A 16,872-nucleotide genomic window follows, 5' to 3' on the forward strand; every position below is an offset into this window, starting at 1 on the left:
GAGCCCTTCAGTTCCTTGGGGTGCACTCACTGCCCGGGAAGCCGGGGCTGCATTCGTCATCGTTGTCGTCGTCATCATCGTCACCCCCGGTCTCAGCCCGGATGGATGTGTTTGCCCGCCTCATGGTGGCGCCGCTCAGGACAGTGGCCAGGGGGGCGCTCATGACGTTGCCGACGCTCATCCAGCCGGAGAAGACGCACGGAGAGACCTCGCCAGTGGGAGTGATAGCTGCCCTGCCGACGCCGCATCGGCCACAGAGGTTCGCCATGTCCGGGGCCTGCCCCTGTGCGCCCCGTCCGAAGGGGCGGACGCCGTCAACGCCGATCCGGCGGACGCCCAGAGCTTCAAGGTCTCGCCGTGTCTCGGTGACAGGCTGCCCTTCTGCGCTGTTGATGATCCCGACCCGAAGGGGGATGCCCAGGCCAACGGCCCGTTCGATGTTGGTCCGGGTCCGTTCGTGGCTTCGGCGGCCGGTCATCGCCTCATGTTCCTCGGCGCGGTCCGAGTAGTACGACGTGGCGAGACTGAGTCCCTTGCTCTGAAAAAGGTCCCAGCATTCGTTCGAGACGTGTACCAGGTTGCTGTAGACCTCGACGTTCAGTCCGATGGTCAGAGCGTGGTCCACCAGGTCCGTGAAGTTCGGATGCATGGTCGGCTCGCCGCCGATGAACTGGATGTTGCGCACTCCGTAGGCGGCGGCTTGGTCGAGGACGCTGATCCAGTCCTCGCGAGTCATGATCCCGTGGGTGCCGTCAGGCCCTGACGCGTTGTAGCAGTGAGTGCAGTTGAGCTGGCACTTCCGCGTCAGGTCCAGCCATAAGAGCCGAGTAGCGGTCTTCTCGACCGACGTGGCTTCGATGCTCGTTGTCACTGTCATGACCCTTCTTGTTGGATTGTGCACTGTGCTTATGAACCGGCCCCCACCGCTCACTTGGGGCCCTCCTCCAGCCCGACCGTCTCGCGCTCCTTCGGCCGGTACATACGGAGCGGGCCGGTCATGCGCCAGGGAGGACGGCTGTCGAGGATCAGCAGCTTCTCGCCGAAGCCGACGTCCCTCATGTCTTTGATCGGGTAGTACACGCCTTCGAGGAGGATGTGGTCCCCCAACCGCACCGACTGGGGGTGCAGATCGATGGCGAACGTGTCGGTGGGCGTGCGAGTTGTGCGAGCCCAGTCCTGGTAGCTCACCATCCGAGCCACACCGCCAGCACGAGGGCGCAGCCGAGAGCGCCAACGGTCATCACGTAGGCGGTCCGCTCCGCGCGCGGGCTCACCGGTTGCCCTCCACGGCTCGCCTCTTCCTGTCGCGATCCATGTGACGGAGCCGGTAGACAGCGACAGTCGTACGGGTGGCCAGGGCCAAGCTCCGCATGTGTTCGTACGCGAAACCGGGGGGGCGTCTCCGTGGGGCGGACGTCGTCCCGGGGCAGTTCTCGGGCCTCTTTGAGTAGCGCCCGCGACTGGGCAGTCTCGATGCCCCAGATTTCGTGGGACTCAACTCCTCCGACTGCCGCACTGCCGTGCTGCGCTTGGACTCGGAAGTCTCGATGTCTACTCTCGCCTGTGACTCGATGCTCACGCTGAACCCCTTGCCTGGAGTTTGCAGTTCAGGGCGACCGCTTGGTCACTCCAGTTACTCGCTCGATCACCTTCTGTAACCAGTGAACCGCGCTGGACCAAGATCAGTTCACACAGAACTTGCACAACGGCTGTGCCGTTCAGTGCAGTTGGGGATCGCACCCACCGGCAATGGGAAGGTGGGATACATGGAGAGCACGAGCGCCGGCGAGAACATCGCCGTACTTCGCAAAGCGCGGGAGATGTCGCAGGCTCAGCTAGGCCGGGCCGCGGGGCTGAGCGTTTCCTACGTCAGCAAAATCGAGACCGGGCTTCGGCCGGTCACGCCGCCCGTCGCAGCCGCCTGCGCGAAAGCCATGGGCGTCACCACGGCTCGCATCTATGGTCAGCCTTTCCGTGACCGCCCCCTTACCGAGGCCGAGCGGCTTGACGCGCTGCGAACCGCTGTACGTCGGCACACCCTTCCCAAGGAAGACGTGCCGGACCCCAAGGTGCTGGCTCGCGACTTGAAGAAGGCAGCAGATCTGCGGGCGCAGGCTCAGTACCTCGGATTGCTCGACGTCCTGCCGAAGCTGCTTGGTCAAACGACGGCGACGGCGTTCGCCGCTGGTGGCGACGCCGTCGCGTGGGGACAGGTCGCCGACCTCTACGGCTGTGCCTATGCCGTTGCTCACCGGCTTGGGGAGCCCGACCTCGCAGACATGATCGTCTCGCGTCAGCAATGGGCTGCTCACCAGACATGGAACCCAGACGCGGAAGCCGCCGCGTCGTGGAACGAGGCCGGCACCTACCAGTCCGCCGGCCACTACGACGATGGACTCACCATCGTGGACCGAGCCATCGTCCAGTACGAGCGTCTCGACAGCAACGCAGCCTCTCGCGCGGTAGTCCTTGGTTCACTTCACCTGCGCGGAGTGGTTCTCGCCTCTCGGCACAAGGACGCCACCGCCACCGAGGCCCACCTTGTCCGGGCTCGCGACCTTGCCGCGAAGCTCCCTCAGACAGGCGATGCGCTCTTGCACAACCTGACCTTCGGGACGGGGAACACCGCGCTGTACGCGTTGGCAGCACACATCGAGCTGGACCAACCGGACCGTGCCGTCAGCATGGCTGTGCCCCTTCTGAAGAAGCCACCGGCTGGATTGAAGCCAAACCGGATAGGGCGTCTCCACATCGATGTGGCGAGGGCGCGACTGGCCGTTGGAGACGTGGCGGGCTCAGAGGAGTCCCTGAAACGGGCCTTCAAGGTCGCGCCAGAAATGACCGAGGTACACCCCATGAGCCGAGAAGTGCTCAGGGTTCTCTTCGTCATGCACCAGAGGACTCGGCCGGACCTGATGGAGATGGCGAAGCGGGTGGGGTTGACCGACTGACGCCGGTGCTCTCGACTGCCACGAGAGAAGCGAACTTCGGCCGCTCCTCGCGCAGCGGGTTCAGGCGTAACCCCTCCGTCCTCCTCCTCAGGCGTAGACCACCGTCACCTCCGTGAACCCGAGGGAACGCAGCAGGCCCTGGAGCATGCCTGTGGTGTTCTTCTCGGCGCGCGCGGTGAGTTCGCTGTCCTTGGCCGCGTCCCCGATATGGCGGGCGGCGAGCTTGTTCACGGCGTGCTCGTCGGCCGGGTTGTCGGAGAAGAGGTCCCCGAGCCGGTCGAGCAGCCCCCGTTCCTTGGACACGGCGTACGAGCGCTCCGGATCGAGCGCGGGCTCGCCGAGCCGCGCGTGCGGCAGCCGGATCGTGGCGGCCGTGCGCTCCTCGTTGACCTGGACGTTCTTCTCGCCGAGGCCACTGAAGTCGACGTAGGAGGAGACGGTGCCCGCGCCCACATAGAGGGTGCGAGTGCCCCGGATCGCGTCGGGGAGGTACTTGGCGTCCTTCTCCAGGTCTACGACGACCTGGAAGTTTCCGGAGGCCGCCTCGTACCGGTCCAGGTCCTGGATGGATTCGAGCAGGGTCGGTCCCGTGCGGTCGTTGGTCTCCTCACCGAAGAGATCACCGAACCCGGGTATCAGATCGAGCCGGCTGCCCGCGAAGAGCAGCGCAGCCACGACGACGAGTACGAGCGGCACCCGTACGCGGCTGCCCCACCGGGACAGCCGCGTACGGCTCCGGGCCTTCTCCGGATGCGCGTCGGTGGACGTCATACCTAACGGATTGCCCGTACGGCCGGGTTCACACCGCGATCCGAGCAACCTCAGGTGCGGGCAAGATCGAACCCGATCTCACAAACGAGATACCGGGGCCCTTTGCGTTGGGTCTACCGCAACGTCACTGGCCGACCGGAAGCCCAAAGCGCGGACACGTGGCCTGCGAAGCGGTCGTACAGACCGTCGTCCCCGAGCCTCCGCAAGTGCAGCATGGGCGACTCATGCCCAAGCAGACTGGACAGGTGCGGGGTGACCAACATTTCGTCGTCGAACATGAAGACGGACAGCGCAATGTGCTCGTCTGAGAAGCGAGCCTCGACGCCCGGAGCCTCCCCGAGCCTCTTGAGCGCGTCCAGGGTGATCCGGATGCGCGTCCCGACGGTAAGCGGTACACCCTCGATCTCCTCGCGGCGCCGCGTGACCTCCGAGTCCGGATCCCCGACGAGGAAGCGCACGGAACACCCGGACGCGGCCTTGGACTTGAGCCGGTCGGACAGTCGCGGGTGCTCCTGCCAGATGAAGTAGTTGGTGTACCCCGCGAACACGATGGACGTGCGCGCGTCGTCGATCAGCCGTGCCCACACCGACGTCGGGCACGCGTTCCGGTACGGGTAGGCCGACACGATCTCTCGTTCCGGGCCTACCTTGACGGCGCTACGGATAGCCTTCGGCCACAGCACGTCCGCACTCACTCCCAACGCGTCCGACACGTCTTGACGCGTCTCCGGGTGTGGGACACGGGTCGGGTCGGACAGCCATCGCTCAACCGTTTTGCTCGTCACGCCAACTGTACGAGCGAGCTTGCTACGGGTCATATTCGCGTTGGAAATAGCATCTCGTAGCGTCGTGTTCAAGGCTTCCCCCGGGGACGTTTGGGCCTCTTAGGACGATAACCCGTGGGAAGCCGAGACGTCCTCGATCTGTCGGTTCTTGTGTCCCTGGTTTTCGTCGGCTGTCTAGCTAGACAAACGGCGGAGAAACACCGCCAGCCGGACGCAAGCGTCCCGGCGCCGCACGAACGGCCCGGGACTTGGCCGACGCTGCGAGGAGCGACGACATGGAGAACATTAGCCACCGGAGGGCGAGTGCGGAACTTGAGTTGACGGGGCCCGTTCTGGCGCACGCACGGCTCATAGAGGGCGGTGTCCTGCGGGCGTACAACGCCTTCATCCGCCACGCATCGGAGTGCGGCCCCTGCAAGGCCCTCGGCGTGGACTGCGACGAAGCGGTGAGGCTCCGGCAGTCCTGGCGACAGGCCAAGGAACGGGCGGCCCAATGATGTGGATGCGGGTCTACCGGACCAACAGCACCACCGGGGATCGAACCGTCGTCAAGCCCCGCCGCCCGGTGAAGCCGGCGGAGAAGCCTGACAAGTCCTCACGATTCCCCACGTGCGGCTGCCCCCTCCACCGGAAGGATGGAGGGGCGTCCCGTGACACCTAGGACGATCATCCGGTCGGTCATGTGGACGCTCCGACAGGACACGTCCCGTGGCGCACCGGTCGCCCCCGTGTACCAGTCCGAATGCGGGACGTGCGGTGAGCGGTCCGAGGCCGAAGAGGGGTCTCGTGTGGGTTCGGAGGTGTGGGCGCTGATCCACACCGGGAGGAACCCCAGCCACCGGGACTACCGGGCTACGGTCACCACGATGTGGCGAGCGTTCCCGTCGGACCCGGCCGTCAGCGCGGACAAGGTACCCGCGGAGCTCCCGGAGCCTCCGCTCACCCCTCGTCAGACCGCAGACGCGTGGGTGCGACGCGTACGGAAATGGGCCCACGCGCAGGGCTTCTACGTGTCCGACGGCGGGGTGCTGCCGCACCTGATCACGCACGCCTACGTCACCGAGCACCCCGACGATCCGCGACCGCCACTGAGGCGCCCGTGAAGCAGTCCGACAAGGCGGCGTTCATGCCGCTTCTCAGGTGTTGCGCGGGCGTGTGGCTGCTGATCGTGGCACTCGTCGCAATGGTCCTGGCAACCGCCGCATGGCTGGTCCGGGACTGACACACAGGACTCCGTACTCCCCGCCGCCGTGGGAGCACGGACAGGGGAGGGGCCGACGCCTCGTCACGGTCGTCGGCCCTTCCCCCACACAAGCCCCCGCTCGACGTCGCGATGGGCGTCGCGCGAGGAATGGGGTCGCGTCGGCTATAAACCCGCTCACGCCCCCCGCGCCGCGAAGACCGCCACCGTCCGCGCGGGCACGGTGAACGTCCCCGAACTCCGCTCGTAACGGGACTCCTTGACCGTACGGTCCGCTCCCCCGGCCTGGATCCCGTGCAGCGCGTACGACCGACCCGCGAGCGAGGCCACCCGCTGGTCCGTCGCCGTCGGGGTCGCGTTGAAGACCACGACCAGATCACCGAGTCGCATGGTGATCACGCCCGGTGTCTCGTCGGGCCCGGACAGCGGGAAGGTCAGCGCGGACCGGACCGCGTCCGTGGAGGCGAGGCTGAACGCCGGTTCCGTGGCGCGGATCCGCAGCAGATCCTGGTACGCGGCGGAGGCGCCGTTGATCTGCGCGCAGCCGGGCGTGAGCGCCGGAGCCGTCAACAAGGGCTTGGCGTAGGGCCACTTGTCCTCGTTGTCGGCGGCGGGCGGCAGCCCCCGGCCGAAGCCGTTGCCGTCGCGGCAGTCCCAGTGGATCGCGTTGAACCAGTCCCCGCTGTCGTACGAATTGCGGTCCAGGGACTTGGAGCGCAGCAGGTCCGTGCCCGCCTGGGAGAGGGCCGGGCCCTGGGAGAGCGTGGCGGTCGCCATCGCGAGGACCTGCGCCCTCGCCCGGTCGGCGGCCGGGACCGACGGGGGCAGCTTGAAGGCGAGCGTGTCGTAGAGGGATTCGTTGTCGTGGGCGTCCGCGTAGGCCAGCGCGTCGCCGGGGACGGCCGCGTAGCCGGCCGGTGCGCCGTTGTAGTCGACCTCGGAGCCACGGACGGTACGGCCGGAGGTGTCGGTGAAGGTGTAGTCCGCGAGGCTTCCGGTCAGGCCCACCTTGATCAGGTCCTGGTAGTGCAGCAGCCGGGCCTTCTGCTCGGCGGGTGTGCCGTTGGCGGCGGAGGAGTTGGGGTCGGTGTAGAGACCGGAGGCGAAGCCCTGGACTCCGGGGTCCTCGTCGAAGGGGCTGCCGCCGCGCACCGCGTCGCGGGCCCGGTCGGAGAAGGTGGCGATCCCGGTCCCCGCCATGTTCTTCTGGGTGGCCTGGACGAAGCGGGCGTCGTCGGCGATCTCGCCGAAGTTCCATCCCTCGCCGTAGAGGATGATCTTCTTGCCGTCGACTCCGTCCTTCGCCATGGTCAGCGCGTCCAGCGCCTTCCGTACGGCGAGGATATTGGCCTTCGGGTGGTGGCCCATCAGATCGAAGCGGAAGCCGTCGACCTTGTACTCCCGGGCCCAGGTGACGACCGAGTCCACGACGAGCTTGCCCATCATGGCGTTCTCGGGCGCCGTGTTGGCGCAGCAGGTGGAGGTGGCGACGGAGCCGTCCGCCAGCAGCCGCTGGTAGTAGCCGGGCACGATCTTGTCGAGGACGGACTTGTCGGCCTGTCCGCTCGCGACGGTGTGGTTGTAGACGACGTCCATGACCGTGCGGAGCCCGGTGCCGTTCAGCGACTGCACCATCCGCCGGAACTCGACCGTACGAGGGGTCCCCTCCGGGTCCGAGGCGTACGAGCCCTCCGGCACGGTGTAGTGGAGCGGGTCGTAGCCCCAGTTGTACGCGTCCTTCGCGGCGGTCCGCGCCACGCACGCCTGCTGTTCGGCCGAGTCGGGCGCGTACACCTTCAGGTCACAGCCGGGGGTGGCCTGTTCGGAGGCCCGCTCCGGGATCGTGCCGATGTCGAAGGCCGGCAGGAGATGGATGTACGACGTGCCGGAGTCCGCCAGCCGCGCCAGCCGCTTCATGCCGTCGGAATCGCGGTCCGTGAAGGCCAGATACCGGCCCGGGTGGTCCGAGGTGCGGTCCGCGACCGAGAAGTCGCGGATGTGCAGCTCCTGGATCTGCGCGTCGCGCGGCGGGACGGCGGCGGGCTTCTTGAGCGTGGACCAGCCCCGCGGCGCCAGCTTCGGATCGGCCAGATCCACTACGAGGCTGCGGGCCGAGTCGGTGGTGAGCGCGGTCGAGTAGGGGTCGGTCACCTTGTTGGTGACGACCTTCTGGACGCTCGGCGCCCAGACGGTCACGGCGTAGCGGTAGGGCAGGCCCGCCCAGCTCCGCTCGCCCTGCACCGACCAGACGCCGGAGGCCGCGTCGCGCTTCATCGGGACCGTACGGCCGTCGAGTTCGAGCGCGACGCGCTGTGCGGTCGGTGCCCAGAGGGAGAGGACGGGACGCCCGCCGGTGAAGACCGGGCCGAGCGACGCCTTGACCGCCCGCGCGCTGTAGAGGTCGTCGAGGACGCCCTGTGTCTGTACGCCGGTGGCCGCGAGCAGCGCGCCATTGGCGGCCCGCTGGGTGGCGATCAGCTGTCCGGAGAGCGATTCGCGGGCTCTGTCCCGGTCGCGTACGTCCACGGTGAAGGCCGGATAGTCCTTGAGGTGCGGATACGCGGCCTTCTGCGCGTCGGTGAGGGCGGCGGGCGAGAGCCGCAGCCACTGCCCTTCGTCGGACAGCGCGCCGTCCTCGACGGTGATGCCGCCGTCGCGCGCGTACACCAGCTGCTGGCTGGTCGCGGCGGTCGCCTTGACCTTCCAGACGACGGTGTCCGTGTCGATCCACTGTGCCTCGGCCTTGGTGAGGTCGAGGCTCGGGCCCGAACCGAACTGCGGCAGCAGGTACTTCGGCTGTCCGGCGAGCAGCCACACCTCGTTGCCGTAGGTCGCGAGGTCCAGGGACTGGTCGGTGGGGAGGTCCTTCTCGTCGCCCTTGTGGAGGATGTAGCTGAGCGAGGTGGCGCCGGCGGCGAGCGGGACCTCGAAGGTCACGCCGTACGCGTCCGCCCGTACGGGCTGGAGCGGCTTCGACCAGTCGGTGGGCGAGGCCGCGCCCGTCCAGGTGTGCAGCCCCCAGCCGTCGTAGTCGCCGTCCGCGCGGCGGTAGTGGACGGTCGCCTTCGTGGTGTCCTGCGGCGGGTAGGCGCCGTCGGGAGCCTGCTCGGACTGGCCGTCCGCGCCCTGGGTGATCCATACCTCGCCGGTGCGCGCGAGCTCGATGGTGCGCGGCGGGCCGTCGTCCGGGGCGTCGTCCGGGGCGCCGGACTTCTCCACGGTGTACGGGAGGCTCGACGCGCCCTCGGGGACCTTGATCCAGGCGAAGGCGCCGTAGGCGTCCCGGCCGGTGAACGCGGCGGTCGTGGAGCCGGACGTCAGCCGCCAGCCCTCGTAGTCGCCGTCGGGCCGCTGGTAGTGGACGACGGCGTAGTCGCGCTCGACCGCGCTCGGCTTCTCGGGCGCGGGCGTCTGTCCGGCCGTCGAGGCGGCGGTCGCGCTCGCGGTACGGCCCGCGCTGTCGACGGCAACGGCCTTGTAGCGCAGGGGCGTTCCTGCGGCCGTGTCGATGTGGTCGGTGACCCGGTACGGGGCGTGGTCGGCGGTGCCGAGGGTCCGCCACTCGCCATTGCCGGTCTGGGCGGCGAAGACGACCCGGTTGAGCTGTCCGCCGGTGACGTCCGCGGCCAGTTCGACGGTGCCGGTGGCGCCGGGAGCCGGGGCCTTGAGGGTGATCGCGGGCTTGGCGGCGGGGGCGGGCAGCGGCTTCGCCGCCCTCAGCACGAGCGAGGAGAGCGCGGGTACGGTCACCTTCACGGTGCCGCCGCCTCCGGCGCGCACCGTACCGGCGCCGCTGCCGGTGTCCGAACCGCCGTACAGCGTACGGAAGTCGGTGCCCGCGGCCGAGCCGACCGGGATCTCGACGGTCTTGGCGTCGGCGGCGTTGTTCACGGCGACGACGTACTCGGTGCGCGCCTTGGCGTCCGTACGGGAGTCCGTGCGGGAGTCCGTGCGGGAGAAGGCGTAGACGGAATCCTTCGCGTACCGCTCCGTCTGGACTCCGTCCCGCAGCGCGGGGTGGGCCTTGGTGAGCTTCGAGAGCGCGGCGATCGAACGGTACAGCGGGTGCGCCGGGTCGTAGGCGTCCGAGGCGTGCGTACGGTCCGTCCCCAGCTGGTCGTCGTCCAGATAGTCGGCGGTCTTCGAGCCGAAGAGCGTCTGGCGGGCGTCCTTGTCGCCGCCCGCGCCCGTGAAGCCCTGCTCGTCGCCGTAGTAGATCACCGGGTTGCCCCGGGACAGGAACATCAGCTCGTTGGCGAGCCGGGCCCGCCCGACCAGTTCGGCGTCGTCGGCGCCCGGGTTGTCCTGGGCGAGGAAGGTGCCGATCCTGCCCATGTCGTGGTTGCCGAGAAAGGTCACCTGCTCATAGGCGTTGGCCTTGTCGGTGGTGTAGCGGTAGTCGTCGGCGAAGACCTTCGAGAGCCGATCGGCGGACGCGCCCTGCGAGGCGTAGGCGCGCGCCGCGTCCTGGAAGGGGAAGTCGAGTGTGGCGTCCAGCCGCCCCCGGGTCACATACGGCGAGGTGACGGCGGTGTCCGACGAGTAGATCTCGCCGAACATGAAGAAGTCGTCCCGGCCGCGCTTCGCCGCGTAGGCGTCGAGCGCCGTGGCCCACTGCGTCCAGAAGTCCAGATCGACGTGTTTGACGGTGTCGATACGGAAGCCGTCGATGTCGAAGTCGCGGACCCACTTCTCGTAGATCTTCTCCATCCCGGAGACGACCTCGGGGCGCTCGGTCCACAGATCGTCCAGCCCGGAGAAGTCGCCGTACTCACCGCTCTCGCCCGCGAAGGTCGAGTCGCCGCGGTTGTGGTACATCATCGGGTCGTTGAGCCAGGCGGGGACCTTCTTCTCGCCCGTACGCACGACAGGGGTGTACGGGAAGGAGTCCGCGTCGGCCTTCGCGAAGTCCTCGCGCGCGCTGTCACCTCGGTCGTCGAAGGGGCGGCCGTCCTTGTCGAGATACGGATAGGCGCCCTTGGGCCGGTAGCCGTACTCCTTCTCGGCGTAGTCGACGGTGTCGGCGGTGTGGTTGGTGATGACGTCGAAGAAGACCTTCATGCCCTTGTCATGGGCCTTGTCGATCAGCTTCGTCAGTTCGGCGTTGGTGCCGAAGTGCGGGTCGACCTGCGTGAAGTCCGTGATCCAGTAGCCGTGGTAGCCGGCCGAGGCGTCCTTGCCCTCCCCCTGCACCGGCTTGTTCTTGAAGATCGGCGCGAGCCAGATCGCGGTGGTGCCGAGCCCCTTGATGTAGTCGAGCCGGTCGGTCAGGCCCTTGAGGTCGCCGCCCTGGTAGAAGCCCTTGTCGGTGGGGTCGTATCCGGTGGATGTCCGCGAACCGGTCAGCCCGCCGCGGTCGTTGGTCCTGTCGCCGTTGGCGAACCGGTCGGGCAGGACGAAGTAGAACTGCTCACGGGTCAGATCGTGGCGCGCGGGCTCGGCGGCGAGCCGCGCGTCCGACGGCGGGGCGGGCGGCGCGGACGCGGCGGGCCGCTCGGCCACCGACGCGGCGGCGGGCAGGGCGGGCACCAGCGCCGCGCACAGGGCGGCGGCGAGGACGGCGGTGGCCGTTCTTCGCAGGGGCGGGCGTTTCACGCGGGATCTCCTCGGATGTGCGGGATCAGGGGATCAGGGAGAGGTCGGGGATACGGCGAAGGGGCCGTCCGGCGACGGGGGAGGCGGTCGCCGGACGGCCGTTTTTCCGGTGCGTCAGCGGCTGTGTCAGCGGCTCAGCGCGGGCAGCCGCTCAGCGCGGACCGGTTGTCGGCGCGGACCGGCGGTCAGCAGTTGCGGGCGCCGGTGTGCAGCGCGACCGCCGTGTTCGAGCCGAGCGTCGCCGTGAACTGTCCGGAGCCGTTCACCGTCACCGTCCTGCCGTTCTGCACATCGCAGTACGTACCACCCGGCAGCGAGGTCTGGAAGGTACGGGTGAGCGAGGAGCCCTCGTGGTTGATGGCCACATAGCCCGCCGAGCCCCGGCCGAAGGCGATCTGGTCGCCGCCGTTGTCCCACCAGTTGGTGACGGCCTGGCCGCGCGTGGTGTTGCGGAAGGCGACCATGGACGAGATCTCGCGCCAGGCGTGCTGGCACTTCCACCCGCCGCTGTAGCAGGCGTTGACCGTACCGCCGTTGGGCGGACCGGCGTCCTTGTCGCTCCACTCGTAGCCGGAGTGCACATCGGGCGAGCCGTACGGCCAGGCCAGCATGAAGACATTGGCGAGCGTGTAGTTCGCGCCGTCCTTGTAGCTGAGGGTGTCGCCGCCGCGCTCGGTGTCGTGGTTGTCGACGAAGACGGCGGACTTGCCGGACTCCATGTAGCCCCAGCCCTCGCCGTAGTTCTTCAGATAGGCGAGGTTCTCGTTGTTGAAGACCCGCTTGAGGTCGCGGGCGTACCGGAACTCCTGGACGTCGCCGTTGCCGAGGTACTCGCTCGGCGAGACGGCCTCGCCCGCGCCGTAGATGACCTCCTGCTTCCAGTAGACGCCCGGATTGCTCAGCCTGCTCTTGATGTTGGCGAGGTCGACGGCCGGCATGTGCTTGGCGGCGTCGATCCGGAAGCCGTCGACGCCGAGCGACAGCAGGTCGTTGAGATACGCGGCGATCCGGCCGCGTACGTACTCCTCGCCGGTGTCCAGATCGGCGAGCCCGACCAGTTCGCAGTTCTGTACGTTGCCGCGGTCGCCGTAGTTGCTGATCTGCGAGCGGCAGTCGTCCATGTCGAAGCCCGAGTAGATGCCGGGGTAGTTGTACTTGGTGTACGAGGAGCCGCCGGTGCCGGTGCCGTCGCCGGCCGCCATGTGGTTGATGACGGAGTCGGCGACGACCTTGACGCCCGCCGCGTGGCAGGTGTTCACCATGTTCGAGAAGGCGGCGCGGTCACCGAGCCGCCCGGCGATCTTGTAGCTGACGGGCTGGTACGAGGTCCACCACTGGCCGCCCTGGATGTGCTCCTGGGGCGGTGAGACCTGTACATAGCCGTAGCCGGCCGGGCCGAGGGTGTCCGTGCACGCCTTGGCTATGGAGTCGAAGCGCCACTCGAACAGTACGGCGGTGACGTCCTTGCCGCCGGGCGGCGCCGCCTGGGCGGTCCCGGCGGGGACCGTGAGCGCGACCGAGGCGCCGGCCACGAGGGCGAGCGTGGCGGCCAGAGTTCTGCGAGCCATTCGGTTCCTCCAACAACACTGGTGGGGGGAGGTGCGGGTGACGGTGGTGCGGCCTCGCACGGCGATGTGCGGTGAATGCCCTGAAGGCCCCTTGCGGTTGGTGCCTTTGGTACGCGTGGTGCGGGTGGTGCGGCTCTCGGTACATCCTTTGGTGCGGGTGGTGCGGGTGGTGCGGAGAAGGGTCAGTGGTGCCGGGGTACGCGCGCTCCGGCGGTGGAGCCGCGTACCACCAGCTCGGGCTGGAAGACGTACTCGGTGCGCTGCATCGGGCTGCCCGCCATCTCCTCAAGCAGCGCGGCGACGGCCGCCGCGGCCATCGCCCGTACCGGCTGTCTGACCGTGGTCAGCGGAGGGTCGGTGAAGGCGATCAGCTGCGAGTCGTCGTACCCCACGACCGAGACGTCGGACGGCACTCCGAGCCCGCGCTCCCTGGCCGCCCGCACCACACCGAGCGCCATCAGATCGCTGCCGCAGACGATGCCGGTGCAGCCCAGTCCGAGCAGCGCGCCCGCCGCGACCTGCCCGCCCTCGACGCCGAACAGCGTGGAGCACACCAGCTCCTCGGCCTCGCCCCAGGCCAGCCCCAGCAGCCCGACGGACGCGTCGAGGAAGCCCTCGCGCTTGCGCCGGGACGGTACGTAGCGCTGGGGTCCTGTCGCGAGCCCGATCCTGCGGTGTCCCAGCTCGGCGAGATGGCCGACGGCCATTCGTACAGCCGCGTGGTCGTCCGCCGAGACGAAGGGCGCGCTGACGCGCTCGTTGTAGCCGTTGATCAGTACGTACGGCACACCGCGCGCGGCGAGCGCGGCGTAGCGCGCCGGGTCGGCCGAGGTGTCGGCGTGCAGCCCGGAGAGGAAGATGATGCCGCCGACGCCCCGCTCCACGAGCTGTTCGACCAGCTCGTCCTCGGTGGCGCCGCCGGGCAGTTGGGTGCAGAGCACCGGGGTGTGGCCGTGTCCGGCCAGGATCTGTTCGACGGCCTGGGCGAAGGCGGGGAAGACCGGGTTGGTGAGTTCGGGGGTCACCAGCCCGATCAGCCCGGCGCCGCGCTGCTTCGGGCCGCGCGCGGAGCGCTCCTGCCGTATGCCCCGTACGTCCAGTGCGCCCCGTGCGCCCCGTGCATCCTGTGCGCCCCGTAAATCCCGTGCGTCGCGCTCGTCACGCTCGTGTCCGAGGGTGTCGAGCGCCGCGAGCACCCGCTGACGCGTCGTGTCCGCGACGCCCGGCCTGCCGTTCAGAACCCGGCTGACGGTCGCCTCACTCACCGACGCCCGGCCCGCTATGTCAGCGAGCCTCGGCGTACCGGCGATGATCCGTTGTCCGTCGCCGCCCGGCGGCAGGAGGTCGGTCACACCGTCCACCACACCGTGGTGTCGGCGGGCAGTTCGGCCTCGGAACCGTCCACCGACACCGGTCCGCTGGCCACCAGCACCCGGCCGTGCGCGGGGATCCGTACCGCCGTGTCCGTCGTGTTGACGGTGCAGACGAAGCCGGGCCTGGCGAAGGCCAGCACCCCTTCGGGCGCGTCCAGCCACCGCACCGAGTCACCCGCGCCCAGACCGGGGTGCTCCTTGCGCGCGGCCAGCGCCGCCCGGTACAGCTCCAGGGTGGAGCCGGGGTCGCCGGTCTGCGCCTCGACGCTGAGCTCGCCCCAGCCCTCCGGCTGCGGCAGCCAGCTGCCCCCGCCGCCGAAGCCGTACGAACTGCCCTCGCGCGTCCAGGGGATGGGCACGCGGCAGCCGTCGCGGAAGCCGTCCTGGCCGTCCGCGCGGAAGTACGACGGGTCCTGTCTGGCCTCGTCGGGCAGGTCGGTGACATCGGGCAGCCCCAGTTCCTCGCCCTGGTAGACATAGGCGGAGCCGGGCAGGGCCAGCATCAGCAGGGTCGCCGCGCGCGCCCGGCGCAGTCCGAGCGTGCGGTCGCCGGCCTCGCGGGTCTGGGTGGCGCCGCCGGGCGGGCTCGCGAAGCGGGTGGCGTGCCGGGTGACATCGTGGTTGGAGAGCACCCAGGTGGCGGGGGCGCCGACGGGGCGCATCGCGGCGAGCGAGACATCGATGACCTCGCGCAGCTCGGCGCCCACCCATGACGTGCTCAGATACTGGAAGTTGAACGCCTGGTGCAGTTCGTCGGGGCGTACGTAGTTCGCGGTGCGCTGGACGGTCGGGGTCCATGCCTCGGCGACGCCGATCCGGTCGCCGGGGTACTCGTCGAGGATCCTGCGCCACTGCCGGTAGATCTCGTGCACACCGTCCTGGTCGAAGAACGGTGTGCCGCCGTCGGCGCTGCCGAGCAGCCTGAGCTGGCCGGGGCCGCCGACGTCGGGCAGGCCCTCGGCCTTGACCAGGCCGTGGGCGACATCGACGCGGAAGCCGTCGACGCCCATGTCCAGCCAGAAGCGCAGGATCGAGCGGAACTCGTCGGCGACGGCCGGGTGGTCCCAGTTGAAGTCGGGCTGCTCGGGGGCGAAGAGATGCAGATACCAGTCGCCGGGGGTGCCGTCCGGGTCGGTGGTCCTGGTCCAGGCGGGGCCGCCGAAGATGGACTCCCAGTCGTTGGGCGGGAGTTCGCCGTTCGCGCCCTTGCCGGGACGGAAGTGGTAGCGCTCGCGCAGCGCGGATCCCGGTCCTTCGCGCAGGGCGCGCTTGAACCACTCGTGTGTGTCCGAGGAGTGGTTGGGGACCAGGTCGACGATGACGCGCAGATTCAGCTCGTGGGCGTCACGGATCAGCGCGTCGGCGTCCAGCAGGGTGCCGAACATCGGGTCGATGGCCCGGTAGTCGGCGACGTCGTAGCCCGCGTCGGCCTGCGGGGAGGCGTAGAAGGGGCTGAGCCAGACGGCGTCGACGCCCAGGTCCCTGAGATACGGCAGCCGGCGGCGTACCCCGTCGAGATCGCCCATTCCGTCGCCGTTGCCGTCGGCGAAACTGCGCGGATAGACCTGGTAGATCACCGCGTCCCGCCACCAGCCGTGGCGGTGGCCCGGGGCGTCGTCGGACGTGCCGGTCAGAGGGGCAGCGAGGTGCTGGGTCATGTCGTCCCTGTGGTGTCTGGGGGTGGGGAGCGGCGCGCGGCCCGTCAGGTCCTGCGCGCCGCCGTCGTCGTACGGACTCGGTGGTAAGGGCAAGGCCGCTCAGCCCTTGACGGCACCGGCTGACATGCCGGTGACGAGATGGCGCTGCGCGAAGAGGAAGACCAGCGCGGCGGGGATGGCGATGAGGACGGACGCGGCGGTCATCGGGCCCCACTGGGCGCCGTACTGGTTGACGAACTTCTGGAGGCCGCCCGCGAGCGTGAGGTTCTCGTCGCCGACCATGAAGGCGGAGGCGTAGGCCACTTCGCCCCAGGCGGTGATGAACGAGTAGAACGCGGTCACCGCGAGCCCCGGTTTGGCGAGCGGCAGGATCAGCCGGTAGAAGGTGCCGAAGGGGGTCAGCCCGTCCACCATGCCGGACTCGTCGATCTCCCGGGGGATGGTGTCGAAGAAGCCCTTCATCATCCAGGCGCAGAACGGTACGGCGATGGTGAGATACGTGATCACCAGACCGGCCGACTGATTGAGCAGCCCGAGGCCCGCCATGATGTTGTAGATCGGCACGATCAGGACGGCGACCGGGAACATCTGGGTGACCAGCAGCGTCCACATCAGTCCGCGTTTGCCGGGGAAGCGGAAGCGGCTGACGGCGTAGCCGGTGGTGGCGGCGACGAACACCCCGAGCAGGGTGGTGAGTCCGGCGATGAGCAGCGAGTTGCCGAACCAGGTGAGGAACGGGGTGTCCCGCAGCAGGTTGGTGTAGTTCTCGAACGTCGTCTCTTTGAAGAAGTCCGTGGTCGTGGCGTAGCTCGCGGGCTTGAGTGAGGTCAGGAAGACCCACAGCACCGGGAAGACGGCGATCACGGACGCGACGATCAGGGTCGCGTGCAGTGCGACCGAGGCCAGCGGCGAACGGCGGCCGCGGCGCGGGGCGTTGACGGCCCGTTCGGGGGCCGGGGCGGGGGCTGGG

General features: G+C 69.0%; 12 protein-coding genes and 1 pseudogene. 4 read left to right on the forward strand and 9 right to left on the reverse strand.

Features of this window, described 5'->3' with window-relative positions; translation table 11 throughout:
- Positions 1-7: 7 nt before the first annotated feature.
- Both ACFRMN_RS00320 and ACFRMN_RS00325 read right to left on the reverse strand, forming a co-directional pair.
- Positions 8-877 (reverse strand): radical SAM/SPASM domain-containing protein, encoded by an 870-nt coding sequence (locus ACFRMN_RS00320; protein WP_383010944.1) that lies wholly within the window; start codon positions 875-877, stop codon positions 8-10.
- Between the two features lie 50 nt (positions 878-927).
- Positions 928-1,191, reverse strand: a complete 264-nt coding sequence (locus ACFRMN_RS00325; protein WP_383010947.1) for a hypothetical protein — start codon at positions 1,189-1,191, stop codon at positions 928-930.
- A 575-nt stretch (positions 1,192-1,766) separates the two neighbouring features.
- Here ACFRMN_RS00325 and ACFRMN_RS00330 point away from each other — a divergent pair.
- The gene (locus tag ACFRMN_RS00330; RefSeq protein ID WP_383010950.1) at positions 1,767-2,951 is read left to right on the forward strand and encodes a helix-turn-helix domain-containing protein; all 1,185 of its coding nucleotides are present in this window, start codon (positions 1,767-1,769) and stop codon (positions 2,949-2,951) included.
- Between the two features lie 87 nt (positions 2,952-3,038).
- Here ACFRMN_RS00330 and ACFRMN_RS00335 read toward each other — a convergent pair whose 3' ends face one another.
- Entirely contained in the window at positions 3,039-3,722 is a 684-nt protein-coding gene (locus tag ACFRMN_RS00335) for a DUF4230 domain-containing protein (RefSeq protein ID WP_383010953.1), read from the reverse strand.
- A gap of 113 nt (positions 3,723-3,835) precedes the next feature.
- Complete coding sequence (locus ACFRMN_RS00340; RefSeq protein WP_383010956.1) at positions 3,836-4,405, reverse strand: DUF5919 domain-containing protein; 570 nt, start codon at positions 4,403-4,405, stop codon at positions 3,836-3,838.
- Between the two features lie 377 nt (positions 4,406-4,782).
- Here ACFRMN_RS00340 and ACFRMN_RS00345 point away from each other — a divergent pair, with 377 nt between their 5' ends.
- The 3 genes from ACFRMN_RS00345 to ACFRMN_RS00355 all read left to right on the forward strand — a co-directional run bounded on the left by ACFRMN_RS00345 (position 4,783) and on the right by ACFRMN_RS00355 (position 5,729).
- Positions 4,783-5,004: a hypothetical protein gene (locus ACFRMN_RS00345; protein WP_383010959.1), complete on the forward strand. Its 222-nt coding sequence runs from the start codon at positions 4,783-4,785 to the stop codon at positions 5,002-5,004.
- A 291-nt stretch (positions 5,005-5,295) separates the two neighbouring features.
- Positions 5,296-5,610: a hypothetical protein gene (locus ACFRMN_RS00350; protein ID WP_383010961.1), complete on the forward strand. Its 315-nt coding sequence runs from the start codon at positions 5,296-5,298 to the stop codon at positions 5,608-5,610.
- Positions 5,607-5,729 (forward strand): hypothetical protein, encoded by a 123-nt coding sequence (locus tag ACFRMN_RS00355; protein ID WP_383010964.1) that lies wholly within the window; start codon positions 5,607-5,609, stop codon positions 5,727-5,729. The genes ACFRMN_RS00350 and ACFRMN_RS00355 overlap by 4 nt, the downstream gene beginning before the upstream one ends.
- A 156-nt stretch (positions 5,730-5,885) precedes the next feature.
- On the opposite strand, the gene pulA is transcribed toward ACFRMN_RS00355, so the two are convergent.
- From pulA to ACFRMN_RS00380, 5 genes and pseudogenes are all read right to left on the reverse strand, one after another.
- Positions 5,886-11,303 carry a pullulanase-type alpha-1,6-glucosidase gene (pulA, locus tag ACFRMN_RS00360; protein ID WP_383010967.1) on the reverse strand — a complete coding sequence of 1,806 codons (5,418 nt, stop codon included), beginning with the start codon at positions 11,301-11,303 and terminating at the stop codon, positions 5,886-5,888.
- Positions 11,304-11,491: 188 nt separating this feature from the next.
- A pseudogene (locus tag ACFRMN_RS00365) lies at positions 11,492-12,871 on the reverse strand (alpha-amylase family protein); the annotation flags it as partial.
- A 182-nt stretch (positions 12,872-13,053) separates the two neighbouring features.
- Positions 13,054-14,235: a LacI family DNA-binding transcriptional regulator gene (locus tag ACFRMN_RS00370; RefSeq protein WP_383010970.1), complete on the reverse strand. Its 1,182-nt coding sequence runs from the start codon at positions 14,233-14,235 to the stop codon at positions 13,054-13,056.
- The gene (locus tag ACFRMN_RS00375) at positions 14,220-15,902 is read right to left on the reverse strand and encodes a glycoside hydrolase family 13 protein (RefSeq protein ID WP_383010973.1); all 1,683 of its coding nucleotides are present in this window, start codon (positions 15,900-15,902) and stop codon (positions 14,220-14,222) included. The genes ACFRMN_RS00370 and ACFRMN_RS00375 overlap by 16 nt, the downstream gene beginning before the upstream one ends.
- Before the next feature lie 99 nt (positions 15,903-16,001).
- Positions 16,002-16,808, reverse strand: a complete 807-nt coding sequence (locus tag ACFRMN_RS00380) for a sugar ABC transporter permease (protein WP_356507501.1) — start codon at positions 16,806-16,808, stop codon at positions 16,002-16,004.
- Between the last annotated feature and the right edge of the window lie 64 nt (positions 16,809-16,872).

The sequence above is a fragment of the Streptomyces sp. NPDC056835 genome, assembly GCF_042789485.1.
In the GTDB taxonomy this organism is placed as follows: Bacteria; Actinomycetota; Actinomycetes; order Streptomycetales; family Streptomycetaceae; genus Streptomyces.